The sequence below is a fragment of the Streptoverticillium olivoreticuli subsp. olivoreticuli genome, from assembly GCF_003391135.1.
Taxonomy (GTDB): Bacteria; Actinomycetota; Actinomycetes; order Streptomycetales; family Streptomycetaceae; genus Streptomyces; species Streptomyces blastmyceticus.
In genome coordinates, this window is record NZ_CP031455.1 from 4801443 (window position 1) to 4817500 (window position 16058).

The window sequence follows — 16058 nt, forward strand, 5'->3', positions numbered from 1 at the left end:
AGGCGGCAACGCACCCCCTACGGCAACAGCCCATGCGCCGGAAAAACCGCTCGCCGCGTAGCCAGAATCGCCTGATCCACCCGGTCCCCGGGGTCGTACCCGGAGTCGAAGTCCCGCCAGGACGGCACCACCCCGTCCGTCATCCGCGACGGCCCCGACTGCCGCGTGAGCCGGAAGACCTCCCCCCGCCACTCCTCCGGCACGGCGGACACGGGCTCCACCGGCCGGCCCGCCGCGATGCCCACCAGATGCGCCCAGCTCCGCGGCACCACGTCCACCACCGCGTAGCCCCCGCCGCCCAGGGCCACCCACCGCCCCTCCGCGTGCGCGTGCGCCAGCTCGTGGCACGCCTCCGCCACCGCCCGCTGCGCGTCCAGCGACACCGCCAGGTGCGCCAGCGGGTCCTCGAAGTGGGTGTCCGCCCCGTGCTGCGTCACCAGCACCTGCGGCCGGAAGGCCGCCACGAGCTGCGGGACGACCGCGTGGAAGGCCCGCAGCCACCCCGCGTCCCCCGTCCCGGCCGGCAGCGCCACGTTCACCGCGCCGCCCTCCGCCCGGGCGGCCCCCGTCTCCCCGGGCCAGCCGGTCTGCGGGAAGAGCGTGCGGGGATCCTCGTGCAGCGAGATCGTCAGTACCCGGGGGTCCTCCCAGAACGCCGCCTGCACCCCGTCGCCGTGGTGCACGTCGACATCCACGTACACGACCCGTTCGGCCCCGAGCTCCAGCAGCCGGGCCACGGCGAGGGCGGCGTCGTTGTACACGCAGAAACCCGCGGCCGCCCCCGGCATCGCATGGTGCAGGCCGCCCGCGAAGTTCACCGCGTGCAGCGCCTCCCCGCGCCAGACCGCCTCCGCCGCGGCCACCGACTGGCCCGCGATCAGCGCCGACGCCTCGTGCATCCCCGCGAACGCCGGGTCGTCGGCCGTGCCCAGCCCGTACGAGCCGTCGGCCGAGGCCGGATCGGCCGACGCCGCCCGCACGGCCGCGACGTAGTCCTCGCGGTGGACCAGCCGCAGCGTCGACTCCCCCGCCGGAGGCGCGGCGACGACCCGGAGCTCGCGATCGAGGCCGTACGCCTCGACCAGGCGCATGGTCAGCGCGAGCCGCACCGGATCCATCGGGTGCCCGGGGCCGAAGTCATAGCCCGTTACCGCCTCGTCCCACATCAGCTGTGCTCGGCCGCTCATGCCCGCCACCGTAGCGGGCTGCCGAGGGGCCGAATGAAGGGGCGTACCGGAAAGTAGCAAGCACCAGAATCATGGGCACGACCATGGCCCACCGATAGCTCCACACCTCGCCGAGCGCACCGACGAGGGGCGAACCCACCAGAAAACCCACATAGTTAAAGATATTGAGCCGGGCGACGGCCCTGTCGGACGCCCCGGTGCCCAGCCTTTCCTCGGCATTCCTCCCGGCCGCGGCGAACGTCTGCGGAACGATCACACTCAAACCCAGCCCCAGCAGCGTGAAGCCGGCCGTCCCGACCCACGCCCCGGGCGCCGTCGCCACCACCCCGAATCCGCACACGGCGACAAGCGTCCCCGCCCGCACCACCCGCACAGGCCCGAAACGCCGCACGCCGAGATCACCGACAGCACGGCCGAGCAGGGTCGTCGCCATATAGGCGTTGTACGGGACGGTCGAGACCTGATCGGAACCGTGCAGGACGTCCTGGAGGTATTTGGCACTCCAATTGGAGACGGTGGAGTCCCCTATATAGGCGAACGCCATCACGAGACACAGCGGCAGCAGAAAACGCATGCCGCGGTCGGAGGCGCTCCCCTCGATCCGGCCGGAAAGCCGGTCGTCGCCGAGGACCGGAACGCGCGGGCCCTCCCGGTCCGCGTACCAGCGGCTCGCGACAAGGGCCGTCGGCACCGCCATGGCAACCACCGGCCCGTAGAGCACGGCCAGTGAAAGCCCCTCGTGCGCGCCCACCCAGGCGAGCGTCGCCCCGACAATGCCTCCGAGGCTGTACGCGGCGTGAAAGCCGAGCATGATGCTGCGCCCGTACGCGTGCTGAAGGCTCACCCCGAGCATGTTCATCGAGGCGTCGAGCCCGCCGACCGACAGCCCGAACACTCCGAGGGCAAGAGCGACTTGCCATAACGCGTGGCCCGAGCCTGCCGCGAGCAGAGCGAGGCCGACCACGGGCTGCACCCAGCGGAGTACGACCCCGGGCCGCACTCTCACCACCAGGCGCTCGGTGCCGATGCTCCCCATTCCGGCGAGGACCGGCACAGCGGCGAGGAAGACGGGCAGCAGCCCGTCGGATATCCCATATCGGGTCTGGATCGCCGGTATTCGGGTCACCAGGAGAGCGAAGACCGCGCCCTGGATGAAGAAGCTGACCGCCAGGGACAGCCGGCCGTGTCTCAGCCGCGAGCGCACATCCGTCATGGCCGATGAGAGTACGGCGCGGGGCTACCCCTGGGTAGCTCGCTCACACGATTCGCCGCGCCCCGGTTTCACGCGAGGAGCTGCGGTAGCTCCATGAGGCTTTCGAACCGCCCGGTCGCCCCGGTCAGCCGGTCTTTCGGCGTGAGGGAGGTCAGCGCGTACACATCCATTCCCGCGGCGACCGCGGCCTGGACACCCCGCGGGCTGTCCTCGATCACCACGCACCGGCCCGGCTCGACGCCCATGGAGCGGGCTGCGTGGAGAAAGAGGTCCGGCGCCGGCTTTCCCTTGCCGACATCGTCCGAGCTGAAGATCCACTCGTCCTCGAACCACTCGTCCAGCCCAGTGCGCCGGTGCCCGACGCGAATCCGTTCGTGCGAACCGGACGACGCGACGCAGTACGACACGCCCTCGGCGACCAGCTGCTCCAGCAGCTCCACCGCACCCTTTATCGGCTGGAGCTCCCGCTCGAAGGCCTCGAAGGTGCGGGCGTGCAGCGTGTCGTCGAATTCGGCCGGCAGCTGCTGCCCGGTCCGCTCCAGTACGAGGTCGTGGACGCGATGGACGGCGGCGCCCATGTAGTCGCGCAGGGAGTCCTCATAGCTGGTGGTGTGCCCCAGCTCGGTGAGGTACGCGGCGAGGATCCGGTTCGCGATCGGCTCGCTGTCGACGAGTACGCCGTCGTTGTCGAAGATGACGAGGTCATAGCGCATGACGTCACCTTAAACGCAAAAATGCCTCAGGCCCCGGGTCTATGACCCAGGGCCTGAGGCTAAAAATTGTTCGGCGGCGTCCTACTCTCCCACACGGTCCCCCATGCAGTACCATCGGCGCTGAAAGGCTTAGCTTCCGGGTTCGGAATGTAACCGGGCGTTTCCCTAACGCTATGACCACCGAAACTCTATGAAGTTAACCAACCGGATAGCAACACGGTCGTTACTTCAGAACCTACACAGTGGACGCGAGCAACTGAGGACAAGCCCTCGGCCTATTAGTACCAGTCAGCTCCAACCGTTACCGGTCTTCCACACCTGGCCTATCAACCCAGTCGTCTACTGGGAGCCTTAACCCCTCAAGGGGGTGGGAATACTCATCTCGAAGCAGGCTTCCCGCTTAGATGCTTTCAGCGGTTATCCCTCCCGAACGTAGCCAACCAGCCATGCCCTTGGCAGGACAACTGGCACACCAGAGGTTCGTCCGTCCCGGTCCTCTCGTACTAGGGACAGCCCTTCTCAATATTCCTACGCGCACAGCGGATAGGGACCGAACTGTCTCACGACGTTCTAAACCCAGCTCGCGTACCGCTTTAATGGGCGAACAGCCCAACCCTTGGGACCGACTCCAGCCCCAGGATGCGACGAGCCGACATCGAGGTGCCAAACCATCCCGTCGATATGGACTCTTGGGGAAGATCAGCCTGTTATCCCCGGGGTACCTTTTATCCGTTGAGCGACGGCGCTTCCACAAGCCACCGCCGGATCACTAGTCCCGACTTTCGTCCCTGCTCGACCCGTCGGTCTCACAGTCAAGCTCCCTTGTGCACTTACACTCAACACCTGATTGCCAACCAGGCTGAGGGAACCTTTGGGCGCCTCCGTTACTCTTTAGGAGGCAACCGCCCCAGTTAAACTACCCACCAGACACTGTCCCTGATCCGGATCACGGACCCAGGTTAGACATCCAGCACGACCAGAGTGGTATTTCAACGACGACTCCACGAACACTGGCGTGCCCGCTTCACAGTCTCCCACCTATCCTACACAAGCCGAACCGAACACCAATATCAAGCTATAGTAAAGGTCCCGGGGTCTTTCCGTCCTGCTGCGCGAAACGAGCATCTTTACTCGTAGTGCAATTTCACCGGGCCTATGGTTGAGACAGTCGAGAAGTCGTTACGCCATTCGTGCAGGTCGGAACTTACCCGACAAGGAATTTCGCTACCTTAGGATGGTTATAGTTACCACCGCCGTTTACTGGCGCTTAAGTTCTCAGCTTCGCCCCACCGAAATGGAGCTAACCGGTCCCCTTAACGTTCCAGCACCGGGCAGGCGTCAGTCCGTATACATCGCCTTACGGCTTCGCACGGACCTGTGTTTTTAGTAAACAGTCGCTTCTCGCTGGTCTCTGCGGCCACCCCCAGCTCAGGAAGTAAATTCCATCACCGGAAATGGCCCCCCTTCTCCCGAAGTTACGGGGGCATTTTGCCGAGTTCCTTAACCATAGTTCACCCGAACGCCTCGGTATTCTCTACCTGACCACCTGAGTCGGTTTAGGGTACGGGCCGCCATGAAACTCGCTAGAGGCTTTTCTCGACAGCATAGGATCATCCACTTCACCACAATCGGCTCGGCATCAGGTCTCAGGCTTCATGCTGTCCGGATTTGCCTGGACAACGCCCTACACCCTTACCCCGGGACTACCACCGCCCGGGCTGGACTACCTTCCTGCGTCACCCCATCGCTTACCTACTACAAGTCTGGTTCGTCGGCTCCACCACTCCCCTTTCCCCGAAGGGTCCAGGGCGGCTTCACGGACTTAGCATCGCCTGATTCGATATTGGGCGTTTCAAAGCGGGTACCGGAATATCAACCGGTTGTCCATCGACTACGCCTGTCGGCCTCGCCTTAGGTCCCGACTTACCCTGGGCAGATCAGCTTGACCCAGGAACCCTTAGTCAATCGGCGCACACGTTTCCCACGTGTGTATCGCTACTCATGCCTGCATTCTCACTCGTGAACCGTCCACAACTCGCTTCCGCGGCTGCTTCACCCGGCACACGACGCTCCCCTACCCATCCCAGCGGGCGTTGGCCCTTCATGCTGGAATGACACGACTTCGGCGGTACGCTTGAGCCCCGCTACATTGTCGGCGCGGAATCACTTGACCAGTGAGCTATTACGCACTCTTTCAAGGGTGGCTGCTTCTAAGCCAACCTCCTGGTTGTCTCTGCGACTCCACATCCTTTCCCACTTAGCGTACGCTTAGGGGCCTTAGTCGATGCTCTGGGCTGTTTCCCTCTCGACCATGGAGCTTATCCCCCACAGTCTCACTGCCGCGCTCTCACTTACCGGCATTCGGAGTTTGGCTAAGGTCAGTAACCCGGTAGGGCCCATCGCCTATCCAGTGCTCTACCTCCGGCAAGAAACACACGACGCTGCACCTAAATGCATTTCGGGGAGAACCAGCTATCACGGAGTTTGATTGGCCTTTCACCCCTAACCACAGGTCATCCCCCAGGTTTTCAACCCTGGTGGGTTCGGTCCTCCACGAAGTCTTACCTCCGCTTCAACCTGCCCATGGCTAGATCACTCCGCTTCGGGTCTTGGGCGCGCTACTCAACCGCCCTATTCGGACTCGCTTTCGCTACGGCTTCCCCACACGGGTTAACCTCGCAACACACCGCAAACTCGCAGGCTCATTCTTCAAAAGGCACGCAGTCACGACTGCATGTGCAAGCACATACAGCGACGCTCCCACGGCTTGTAGGCACACGGTTTCAGGTACTATTTCACTCCGCTCCCGCGGTACTTTTCACCATTCCCTCACGGTACTATCCGCTATCGGTCACCAGGGAATATTTAGGCTTAACGGGTGGTCCCGCCAGATTCACACGGGATTTCTCGGGCCCCGTGCTACTTGGGTGTCTCTTAAACGAGCCGTACAGATTTCAGCTACGGGGGTCTTACCCTCTACGCCGGACCTTTCGCATGTCCTTCGCCTATCCATACGGTTTCTGACTCGTCTCATGGCCGGCAGACCATGAAAAAGAGATCCCACAACCCCGCATGCGCAACCCCTGCCGGGTATCACACACATACGGTTTGGCCTCATCCGGTTTCGCTCGCCACTACTCCCGGAATCACGGTTGTTTTCTCTTCCTGCGGGTACTGAGATGTTTCACTTCCCCGCGTTCCCTCCACACTGCCTATGTGTTCAGCAGCGGGTGACAGCCCATGACGACTGCCGGGTTTCCCCATTCGGACACCCCCGGATCAAAGCTCGGTTGACAGCTCCCCGGGGCCTATCGCGGCCTCCCACGTCCTTCATCGGTTCCTGGTGCCAAGGCATCCACCGTGCGCCCTTAAAAACTTGGCCACAGATGCTCGCGTCCACTGTGCAGTTCTCAAGCAACGACCAGCCACCCATCACCCCCACCTTGCAGTGGAGTTCACCGGGGCCGGCATCGCGAAGATCCGAAACCTAAGTTCCGTACCCTCAGATACCCAACAGCGTGCCCGGCCCGACCAGTTGACAAAGTGTGTTCCACGCCGAAGCAGTACTAACACTCACCAACCGACCGTGCCGAATAGTCAACGTTCCACCCATGAGCAACCGTGCGAGTCATTCGCTCGCAGTCGGCCATATGCTCCTTAGAAAGGAGGTGATCCAGCCGCACCTTCCGGTACGGCTACCTTGTTACGACTTCGTCCCAATCGCCAGTCCCACCTTCGACGGCTCCCTCCACAAGGGTTGGGCCACCGGCTTCGGGTGTTACCGACTTTCGTGACGTGACGGGCGGTGTGTACAAGGCCCGGGAACGTATTCACCGCAGCAATGCTGATCTGCGATTACTAGCAACTCCAACTTCATGGGGTCGAGTTGCAGACCCCAATCCGAACTGAGACCGGCTTTTTGAGATTCGCTCCACCTCGCGGTATCGCAGCTCATTGTACCGGCCATTGTAGCACGTGTGCAGCCCAAGACATAAGGGGCATGATGACTTGACGTCGTCCCCACCTTCCTCCGAGTTGACCCCGGCAGTCTCCTGTGAGTCCCCATCACCCCGAAGGGCATGCTGGCAACACAGAACAAGGGTTGCGCTCGTTGCGGGACTTAACCCAACATCTCACGACACGAGCTGACGACAGCCATGCACCACCTGTACACCGACCACAAGGGGGCGACCATCTCTGGCCGTTTCCGGTGTATGTCAAGCCTTGGTAAGGTTCTTCGCGTTGCGTCGAATTAAGCCACATGCTCCGCTGCTTGTGCGGGCCCCCGTCAATTCCTTTGAGTTTTAGCCTTGCGGCCGTACTCCCCAGGCGGGGAACTTAATGCGTTAGCTGCGGCACGGACGACGTGGAATGTCGCCCACACCTAGTTCCCAACGTTTACGGCGTGGACTACCAGGGTATCTAATCCTGTTCGCTCCCCACGCTTTCGCTCCTCAGCGTCAGTATCGGCCCAGAGATCCGCCTTCGCCACCGGTGTTCCTCCTGATATCTGCGCATTTCACCGCTACACCAGGAATTCCGATCTCCCCTACCGAACTCTAGCCTGCCCGTATCGAATGCAGACCCGGGGTTAAGCCCCGGGCTTTCACATCCGACGCAACAAGCCGCCTACGAGCTCTTTACGCCCAATAATTCCGGACAACGCTTGCGCCCTACGTATTACCGCGGCTGCTGGCACGTAGTTAGCCGGCGCTTCTTCTGCAGGTACCGTCACTTGCGCTTCTTCCCTGCTGAAAGAGGTTTACAACCCGAAGGCCGTCATCCCTCACGCGGCGTCGCTGCATCAGGCTTTCGCCCATTGTGCAATATTCCCCACTGCTGCCTCCCGTAGGAGTCTGGGCCGTGTCTCAGTCCCAGTGTGGCCGGTCGCCCTCTCAGGCCGGCTACCCGTCGTCGCCTTGGTAGGCCATCACCCCACCAACAAGCTGATAGGCCGCGGGCTCATCCTGCACCGCCGGAGCTTTCAACCCACCGAGATGCCTCGGCAGGTATTATCCGGTATTAGACCCCGTTTCCAGGGCTTGTCCCAGAGTGCAGGGCAGATTGCCCACGTGTTACTCACCCGTTCGCCACTAATCCACCCCGAAAGGCTTCATCGTTCGACTTGCATGTGTTAAGCACGCCGCCAGCGTTCGTCCTGAGCCAGGATCAAACTCTCCGTGAATGTTTACCCGTAATCGGGTGCGACACTCGCGTTGAGCGGCACAGCCAGGCGGAATAAGCCCGGCCGTGCACAGCGTCCTCGCTGTGTGCCTTCCCTAAGGAAGGACTTTTTCAAAGGAACCGCGTCCCGACCAGAAGGCCAGGGACGGGGTATTTTATAGTCTGGCGTTGACTTTTGGCACGCTGTTGAGTTCTCAAGGAACGGACGCTTCCTTTGTACTCACCCTCTCGGGCTTTCCTCCGGGCGCTTCCCTTCGGTATTTCGTGTTTCCAACCTTACCAGATCCGTTTCTCGGTCCGTTTCCGGTCCGAATTCCGTTTCCGGCCCCCTGTTGGAGCGGGGTTTCTCGCGCCTTCCGGCGTGATCACTACTTTAGCGTATTTCCCCGGCGGCTCCTAATCGGAACCCGGTCCGGAATTCGGCACGCCGAAATCCATCCCGTTCAGGGATCATGCAGTAGAGATTGCCGCCGGTGTGGCGTGAGTGGCCGCCTCGCCGTCCTCGCGGACGCCGTGGCAACTCGAAGAACTCTACACGAGCCCGTAGGACGCATCAAACCCGTGGCGCAAGGGGGTTTCACAGGCGTACGGTCGGCGCATGACTCAGCATGCGTGCCGCAGCACTCGGCAGTGGTGGGCCGCCTGACCGGCGGCCCTACTCCTGCGCATGCATCCAACGGCCGCCGCCTCGGCGGCCTTTTTGCTGTCCGTGGCGGTGGTCCCTCTCCAAGGGAGGCAAGACCCCATGACACGGATCTTCAGCGGCATCAAGCCCACCGGCCATCTCACCCTGGGCAACTATCTCGGGGCCGTACGCCAGTGGGTCGAGACGGACCAGCACAAGGCCGACGCGCTCTTCTGCGTCGTGGACCTGCACGCCCTGACCGTCGACCACGATCCCGCCAGGGTCCGGAGGCTCAGCCGACAGGCCGCGACCCTTCTCCTCGCCGCGGGGCTGGAGCCGGCCCGCTGCACGATGTTCGTGCAGAGCCATGTGGACGAGCACACCCGGCTCTCCTATCTACTGGAGTGCACGGCGTCCGACGGCGAGATGCGCCGGATGATCCAGTACAAGGAGAAGTCGGCGCGCGAGCAGGCGTCGGGCGGGAGCGTGCGGCTCTCGCTGCTGACGTATCCGGTGCTGATGGCGGCCGACATCCTCGCCTATTCGGCCGACGAGGTGCCGGTGGGCGACGACCAGGCCCAGCACGTGGAACTCACCCGGGATCTGGCGGTGCGGTTCAACCACCGGTACGGGCACACCTTCACCGTGCCGAAGGCCGTACTCCCGGCGGTGGCCGCCCGGGTCATGGACCTCCAGGACCCCACCACGAAGATGGGGAAGTCGCACGCGGAGACGGGCGGCATCGTCTATCTGCTCGACGAGGCGGACGTCGTCCGCAAGAAGATCATGCGTGCGGTGACCGACAGCGGCAGCTCGGTCGTATACGACCGGGAGTCGCAGCCCGGGGTCGCGAATCTCCTGGAGATCCTCGCTTCGTGCACCGGCGGAAAGCCCGCGGACCTGGCCGAGCGATACGACTCGTACGGCGCTCTCAAACGGGACACCGCCGATGCCGTGCTGGAACTGCTGCGGCCGGTGCGGGAACGGCACGCGGAATTGTGCGCCGACCCGGGATATGTGGACGCGGTTCTCCGTGCCGGGGCCGAGCGGGCCCGGCAGGTGGCCCGGCCGACCGTCGACGCGGCGTACGCGGCGATCGGTCTGATGCCACCCGCCTGAATACACGAAGAACGGCCTCGGAGATCGAAAGGGATTCTCCGAGGCCGTTCCGCTCGAACCGTCAGGCCTGCCCGGAGGCCAGTTCCCTGCTGCGGTCGCGAGCCGCTTCGAGTGCGGCGATCAGGGCGGCCCGTACGCCGTGGCGCTCCAGCTCCCGGATCGCGCTGATCGTCGTACCCGCGGGCGAGGTGACGGCCTCGCGGAGCTTGACCGGGTGTTCGCCGCTGTCGCGCAGCATGACGGCCGCGCCGATGGCCGCCTGGACGATGAGGTCGTGGGCCTTGTCCCGGGGGAGGCCGAGGAGGATGCCGGCGTCGGTCATCGCCTCGACGAGGAAGTAGAAGTACGCGGGGCCGGAGCCGGAGAGGGCGGTGGCCGCGTCCTGCTGGGACTCCGGCACCCGGAGCGTCTTGCCGACCGGCTTGAAGATCGCCTCGGTGCGGAGGAGGTGGTCCTCCGTGGCGTGGGTGCCCGCGGAGATGACGGACATGCCCTCGTCCACGAGGACGGGGGTGTTGGGCATGACGCGTACGACGGGGACGCCCGCCGGCAGCCTCTCCTCGAAGAAGGCCGTGGGGATGCCGGCCGCCGCGCTGATCACCAGCCTGTCGGCAGGCAGATGGGGGGCGAGCTCGTCGAGGAGCGCGGCCATGTCCTGCGGCTTCACGGCGAGGATGAGGGTGTCGGCGGACTTGGCGGCCTCGACGTTGGTGACGGTGTCGACGCCGTAGCGGGCGTGGAGTGCCTCGGCCCGCTCGGGGCGGCGGGCCGTGACCAGCAGGTCGTCGGCCGACCAGCCGGCGCGGATCATGCCGCTGAGGAGTGCCTCGCCGATCTTTCCTGTGCCGAGGACGGCGACTTTCTGGGCCACGGGGCTCGCTCACCTCTTCTGCGCTTGAGTTCAGGGGGCGTGCCGAGCCATCTTCGCACCCGGCGCGCACTCCATGAGGCGGCGTGTGGAACCCGGCGGACCACGAGGGCTCACGCCGGAGTGAACGGGACCGCATATTCCTGGTGGCCGATTCCACGTTTACATCGCGGTAACACGCCAACTGTCCAACGAACAGCTCCCCTTGGACAGAATGACCGCGGGTGTCCACGGCACGCTCCGTCACCCTCTACCGTCCGGCCTGCCCCCACCTCGACGTCTTCCGCTGCCCGATCTCTCGTCCGACAGGCAACGATCCGCATCGCTGTGCGCCGCACCGCGCACTGGAGGCAACCTCATGGAGAAAATACCCTTCGGCCATGCCCGGAATATTCTGCTGCGGGCCAAGCTCCGGTCAAACCCTCGTCCCCTGGTCGAACTCGCCGACCTCCGCGCCGACTTCACCGCATCCCTCGTCGTCTTCCTCATCGCCGTACCGCTCTCCGTGGGCATCGCCGTCGCCTCCGGAGTCCCGGTCGAGCTGGGGCTCGTCACCGGTGTGGTCGGCGGTCTCCTCACCGGGCTGCTGCCGGGCAGCAGCCTCCAGGTCAGCGGGCCCGCCGCCGGGCTGACCGTGCTCGTGTACGAGGCCGTGCGGGACTACGGGCTCGGGGCGCTCGGCGCCCTGGTGCTCGCCGCGGGCGTACTCCAGATCGCCATGGGACTGCTGCGTCTGGGGCGGTGGTTCCGGGCGATCTCCGTGTCGGTGGTGCAGGGGATGCTCGCGGGCATCGGTCTGGTGCTCATCGCCGGACAGCTGTACGCGCTGACCGACACGCACCCACCCGCCGGCGGCCTGGAGAAGCTCGGCGGACTGCCCGGCCTGATCACCGGCACCGTGACCTCGGCGGACGCGCTGTCCGCTGTCGCGGTGGGCGTCGGTACGACAGTGGTGCTGGCCCTGTGGCCCCGCTGGCGGCAGGGTGCGCGGGCGGTGCCCGCGCCACTGGCCGCGGTCGCGCTGGCGACGGCGGCGGTGGCCGCGCTGTCCCTGCCGGTGGCCCGGGTCCAGGTGAACGGCCTGCTCGACGCGGTCCAGCCGCCGGACGGCGACGACTTCGCGCGGCTGGGCGAGATCGGAGTGCTGGGCACGGTCCTGGCCTTCGCGCTCATCGCCTCCGCGGAGTCGCTGTTCAGCGCGGCCGCGGTCGACCGGCTGCACCACGGACCGCGGACCGACTACGACAAGGAGCTGATCGCGCAGGGCGCGGGCAACACCGTGTGCGGGATGCTCGGCGCCCTGCCCATGACCGCCGTGATCGTACGCAGCGCGGCCAATGTGCAGGCGGGCGCCCGGACGAAGGTCTCCCGGGTGCTGCACGGACTGTGGCTGCTGGTCTTCGCGGCCGTGCTGCCCTGGGCACTGGAGGTCATCCCCGTCGCCGCGCTGGCGGGCGTGCTGATCCACGCGGGCTGGAAGCTCATTCCCGTACGGGATGTCGTCCGACTGTGGCGGGAGCATCGCGGTGAGGCGGTGGTGCTGGTGGTGACCACAGGCGCGATCGTGGTGACGAACCTGTTCGAGGGCGTCATCATCGGGCTCCTGATGGCCGTCGCGAAGGCTGCCTGGGAGACCTCGCACGTCCATGTCGAGACAGTGGGCACAGTGGACGGTGTCGTACGGGCCAGGGTGCTCGGCAACGCCAACTTCCTCAAGTTGCCAAAGCTGTTGGACGAGTTGGAGGAACTTCCGCGGCCGGGTCACGGCGTGGAGCTCGACCTCAGCGGCCTCCGCCACATGGACCACGCGTGCAGGGCGGCGCTGACGGCCTGGTCCGAACGGAACGCGGCGCCGACGGCCGCGGTGACGACTGTCCCGCCGCCGGCTCTCTGACGGACCCCGGCCCTGGGCGGAGCCGCCGGGTGGGGGTCGGGCTCAGGGTCGGGTCAGGGTCTTCACCCATGGCGGCCGTGTCGGCGCGGCGGGACCCTTGGCCCTATGAAGCGTTCACACGGTTCAGGCCGGAATCCCGTATCCCCGTCCGAGGCACGGCAGTTGGCCGTCGCCTCGGCCACCCTCGGCCCTTGGCGGGCGGCCGGCGCGGTCGCCGCCATCGGCAGCGCCGTGTCCCTCGGCCTCCACACGGTCACCGGTGACTTCGGCCTGGCCGTGGTGGCAGGCGCGCTGTCGGTGGGGCTGATGTTGTTCTTCCTGGTCGGCGGCATCGGCGGGGTGCTCGGCGACCGGAGCGCCAACTCCTCGGAGCATCGCATCCGTCGCTGGGCCCGCGCCCACCCCTGGCAGGTGGCCGTGGTCCCCGCCGGCGCCCTGCTGGTGAGCGACCTGGTCATGCGACAGGTCCTGACCGACGAGTCGTTCTTCAGCAGTATGTGGGACGGGCTGTGGCGCGGGGCCCTGGTGACGGTCGTCACCGGGCTGATAGGCACGTTCGGCGCTTCCCGCCGCTGAACGAAAAGTGTCCGGAAACGCAGAAATGCCCTGGCAGGAACCGGAGTTCCCACCAGGGCATTTCTTAAAAATTGTTCGGCGGCGTCCTACTCTCCCACACGGTCCCCCATGCAGTACCATCGGCGCTGAAAGGCTTAGCTTCCGGGTTCGGAATGTAACCGGGCGTTTCCCTAACGCTATGACCACCGAAACTCTATGAAATTAACCAACCGGATAGCAACACGGTCGTTACTTCAGAACCTACACAGTGGACGCGAGCAACTGAGGACAAGCCCTCGGCCTATTAGTACCAGTCAGCTCCAACCGTTACCGGTCTTCCACACCTGGCCTATCAACCCAGTCGTCTACTGGGAGCCTTAACCCCTCAAAGGGGGTGGGAATACTCATCTCGAAGCAGGCTTCCCGCTTAGATGCTTTCAGCGGTTATCCCTCCCGAACGTAGCCAACCAGCCATGCCCTTGGCAGGACAACTGGCACACCAGAGGTTCGTCCGTCCCGGTCCTCTCGTACTAGGGACAGCCCTTCTCAATATTCCTACGCGCACAGCGGATAGGGACCGAACTGTCTCACGACGTTCTAAACCCAGCTCGCGTACCGCTTTAATGGGCGAACAGCCCAACCCTTGGGACCGACTCCAGCCCCAGGATGCGACGAGCCGACATCGAGGTGCCAAACCATCCCGTCGATATGGACTCTTGGGGAAGATCAGCCTGTTATCCCCGGGGTACCTTTTATCCGTTGAGCGACGGCGCTTCCACAAGCCACCGCCGGATCACTAGTCCCGACTTTCGTCCCTGCTCGACCCGTCGGTCTCACAGTCAAGCTCCCTTGTGCACTTACACTCAACACCTGATTGCCAACCAGGCTGAGGGAACCTTTGGGCGCCTCCGTTACTCTTTAGGAGGCAACCGCCCCAGTTAAACTACCCACCAGACACTGTCCCTGATCCGGATCACGGACCCAGGTTAGACATCCAGCACGACCAGAGTGGTATTTCAACGACGACTCCACGAACACTGGCGTGCCCGCTTCACAGTCTCCCACCTATCCTACACAAGCCGAACCGAACACCAATATCAAGCTATAGTAAAGGTCCCGGGGTCTTTCCGTCCTGCTGCGCGAAACGAGCATCTTTACTCGTAGTGCAATTTCACCGGGCCTATGGTTGAGACAGTCGAGAAGTCGTTACGCCATTCGTGCAGGTCGGAACTTACCCGACAAGGAATTTCGCTACCTTAGGATGGTTATAGTTACCACCGCCGTTTACTGGCGCTTAAGTTCTCAGCTTCGCCCCACCGAAATGGAGCTAACCGGTCCCCTTAACGTTCCAGCACCGGGCAGGCGTCAGTCCGTATACATCGCCTTACGGCTTCGCACGGACCTGTGTTTTTAGTAAACAGTCGCTTCTCGCTGGTCTCTGCGGCCACCCCCAGCTCAGGAAGTAAATTCCATCACCGGAAATGGCCCCCCTTCTCCCGAAGTTACGGGGGCATTTTGCCGAGTTCCTTAACCATAGTTCACCCGAACGCCTCGGTATTCTCTACCTGACCACCTGAGTCGGTTTAGGGTACGGGCCGCCATGAAACTCGCTAGAGGCTTTTCTCGACAGCATAGGATCATCCACTTCACCACAATCGGCTCGGCATCAGGTCTCAGGCTTCATGCTGTCCGGATTTGCCTGGACAACGCCCTACACCCTTACCCCGGGACTACCACCGCCCGGGCTGGACTACCTTCCTGCGTCACCCCATCGCTTACCTACTACAAGTCTGGTTCGTCGGCTCCACCACTCCCCTTTCCCCGAAGGGTCCAGGGCGGCTTCACGGACTTAGCATCGCCTGATTCGATATTGGGCGTTTCAAAGCGGGTACCGGAATATCAACCGGTTGTCCATCGACTACGCCTGTCGGCCTCGCCTTAGGTCCCGACTTACCCTGGGCAGATCAGCTTGACCCAGGAACCCTTAGTCAATCGGCGCACACGTTTCCCACGTGTGTATCGCTACTCATGCCTGCATTCTCACTCGTGAACCGTCCACAACTCGCTTCCGCGGCTGCTTCACCCGGCACACGACGCTCCCCTACCCATCCCAGCGGGCGTTGGCCCTTCATGCTGGAATGACACGACTTCGGCGGTACGCTTGAGCCCCGCTACATTGTCGGCGCGGAATCACTTGACCAGTGAGCTATTACGCACTCTTTCAAGGGTGGCTGCTTCTAAGCCAACCTCCTGGTTGTCTCTGCGACTCCACATCCTTTCCCACTTAGCGTACGCTTAGGGGCCTTAGTCGATGCTCTGGGCTGTTTCCCTCTCGACCATGGAGCTTATCCCCCACAGTCTCACTGCCGCGCTCTCACTTACCGGCATTCGGAGTTTGGCTAAGGTCAGTAACCCGGTAGGGCCCATCGCCTATCCAGTGCTCTACCTCCGGCAAGAAACACACGACGCTGCACCTAAATGCATTTCGGGGAGAACCAGCTATCACGGAGTTTGATTGGCCTTTCACCCCTAACCACAGGTCATCCCCCAGGTTTTCAACCCTGGTGGGTTCGGTCCTCCACGAAGTCTTACCTCCGCTTCAACCTGCCCATGGCTAGATCACTCCGCTTCGGGTCTTGGGCGCGCTACTCAACCGCCCTATTCGGACTCGCTTTCGCTACGGCTTCCCCACACGGGTTA

The 16058-nt window shown here is 63.7% G+C and carries 7 protein-coding genes and 5 rRNA genes (1 of these 12 only partly in view); 3 read left to right on the plus strand and 9 right to left on the minus strand.

What is annotated here, in order from left to right:
* Positions 1-17: 17 nt before the first annotated feature.
* The 6 genes from DXZ73_RS21050 to DXZ73_RS21075 form a co-directional block, all read right to left on the minus strand.
* Entirely contained in the window at positions 18-1187 is a 1170-nt protein-coding gene (locus DXZ73_RS21050; protein ID WP_116212654.1) for an acetoin utilization protein AcuC, read from the minus strand.
* Positions 1138-2400 (minus strand): MFS transporter, encoded by a 1263-nt coding sequence (locus DXZ73_RS21055; RefSeq protein ID WP_116212655.1) that lies wholly within the window; start codon positions 2398-2400, stop codon positions 1138-1140. The genes DXZ73_RS21050 and DXZ73_RS21055 overlap by 50 nt, the downstream gene beginning before the upstream one ends.
* A 68-nt stretch (positions 2401-2468) precedes the next feature.
* A complete protein-coding gene (locus DXZ73_RS21060) occupies positions 2469-3113 on the minus strand; it encodes an HAD family hydrolase (RefSeq protein WP_116212656.1) in 645 nt (214 codons plus the stop codon).
* 68 nt (positions 3114-3181) lie between these two features.
* Positions 3182-3298, minus strand: a 5S ribosomal RNA gene (rrf, locus tag DXZ73_RS21065).
* A 73-nt stretch (positions 3299-3371) separates the two neighbouring features.
* A 23S ribosomal RNA gene (locus DXZ73_RS21070) occupies positions 3372-6495 on the minus strand.
* A gap of 279 nt (positions 6496-6774) precedes the next feature.
* Positions 6775-8298 (minus strand): 16S ribosomal RNA (locus tag DXZ73_RS21075).
* The 16S, 23S and 5S rRNA genes sit together here, the layout of an rRNA operon.
* Before the next feature lie 744 nt (positions 8299-9042).
* Between DXZ73_RS21075 and trpS the strand changes: the two genes are divergently transcribed.
* On the plus strand, positions 9043-10041 hold the full coding sequence (gene trpS / locus DXZ73_RS21080; protein WP_116212657.1) for a tryptophan--tRNA ligase: 999 nt from the start codon (positions 9043-9045) through the stop codon (positions 10039-10041).
* Positions 10042-10102: 61 nt separating this feature from the next.
* Here the strand turns inward: trpS and proC are convergent, their stop codons facing one another.
* Positions 10103-10912, minus strand: a complete 810-nt coding sequence (proC, locus tag DXZ73_RS21085; protein ID WP_116212658.1) for a pyrroline-5-carboxylate reductase — start codon at positions 10910-10912, stop codon at positions 10103-10105.
* 355 nt (positions 10913-11267) lie between these two features.
* Between proC and DXZ73_RS21090 the strand changes: the two genes are divergently transcribed.
* Both DXZ73_RS21090 and DXZ73_RS21095 read left to right on the plus strand, forming a co-directional pair.
* Positions 11268-12803, plus strand: a complete 1536-nt coding sequence (locus DXZ73_RS21090) for a SulP family inorganic anion transporter (protein WP_116212659.1) — start codon at positions 11268-11270, stop codon at positions 12801-12803.
* A 105-nt stretch (positions 12804-12908) separates the two neighbouring features.
* Positions 12909-13379, plus strand: a complete 471-nt coding sequence (locus DXZ73_RS21095) for a hypothetical protein (RefSeq protein ID WP_162890269.1) — start codon at positions 12909-12911, stop codon at positions 13377-13379.
* Between the two features lie 73 nt (positions 13380-13452).
* Here DXZ73_RS21095 and rrf (DXZ73_RS21100) read toward each other — a convergent pair.
* Together rrf (DXZ73_RS21100) and DXZ73_RS21105 are read right to left on the minus strand one after the other, a co-directional pair.
* Positions 13453-13569: ribosomal RNA gene (rrf, locus tag DXZ73_RS21100) — 5S ribosomal RNA — on the minus strand.
* Positions 13570-13642: 73 nt separating this feature from the next.
* Positions 13643-16058: ribosomal RNA gene (locus DXZ73_RS21105) — 23S ribosomal RNA — on the minus strand (it continues 709 nt past the right edge of the window).

What these genes read in the sequence shown, in the direction of transcription:
- DXZ73_RS21050 (WP_116212654.1), bottom strand. Translation starts at nt 1,187, where the DNA reads ATGAGCGGCCGAGCACAGCTGATGTGGGACGAGGCGGTAACGGGCTAT.
- DXZ73_RS21055 (WP_116212655.1), bottom strand. Translation starts at nt 2,400, where the DNA reads ATGACGGATGTGCGCTCGCGGCTGAGACACGGCCGGCTGTCCCTGGCG.
- DXZ73_RS21060 (WP_116212656.1), bottom strand. Translation starts at nt 3,113, where the DNA reads ATGCGCTATGACCTCGTCATCTTCGACAACGACGGCGTACTCGTCGAC.
- trpS (WP_116212657.1), top strand. Translation starts at nt 9,043, where the DNA reads ATGACACGGATCTTCAGCGGCATCAAGCCCACCGGCCATCTCACCCTG.
- DXZ73_RS21090 (WP_116212659.1), top strand. Translation starts at nt 11,268, where the DNA reads ATGGAGAAAATACCCTTCGGCCATGCCCGGAATATTCTGCTGCGGGCC.
- DXZ73_RS21095 (WP_162890269.1), top strand. Translation starts at nt 12,909, where the DNA reads ATGAAGCGTTCACACGGTTCAGGCCGGAATCCCGTATCCCCGTCCGAG.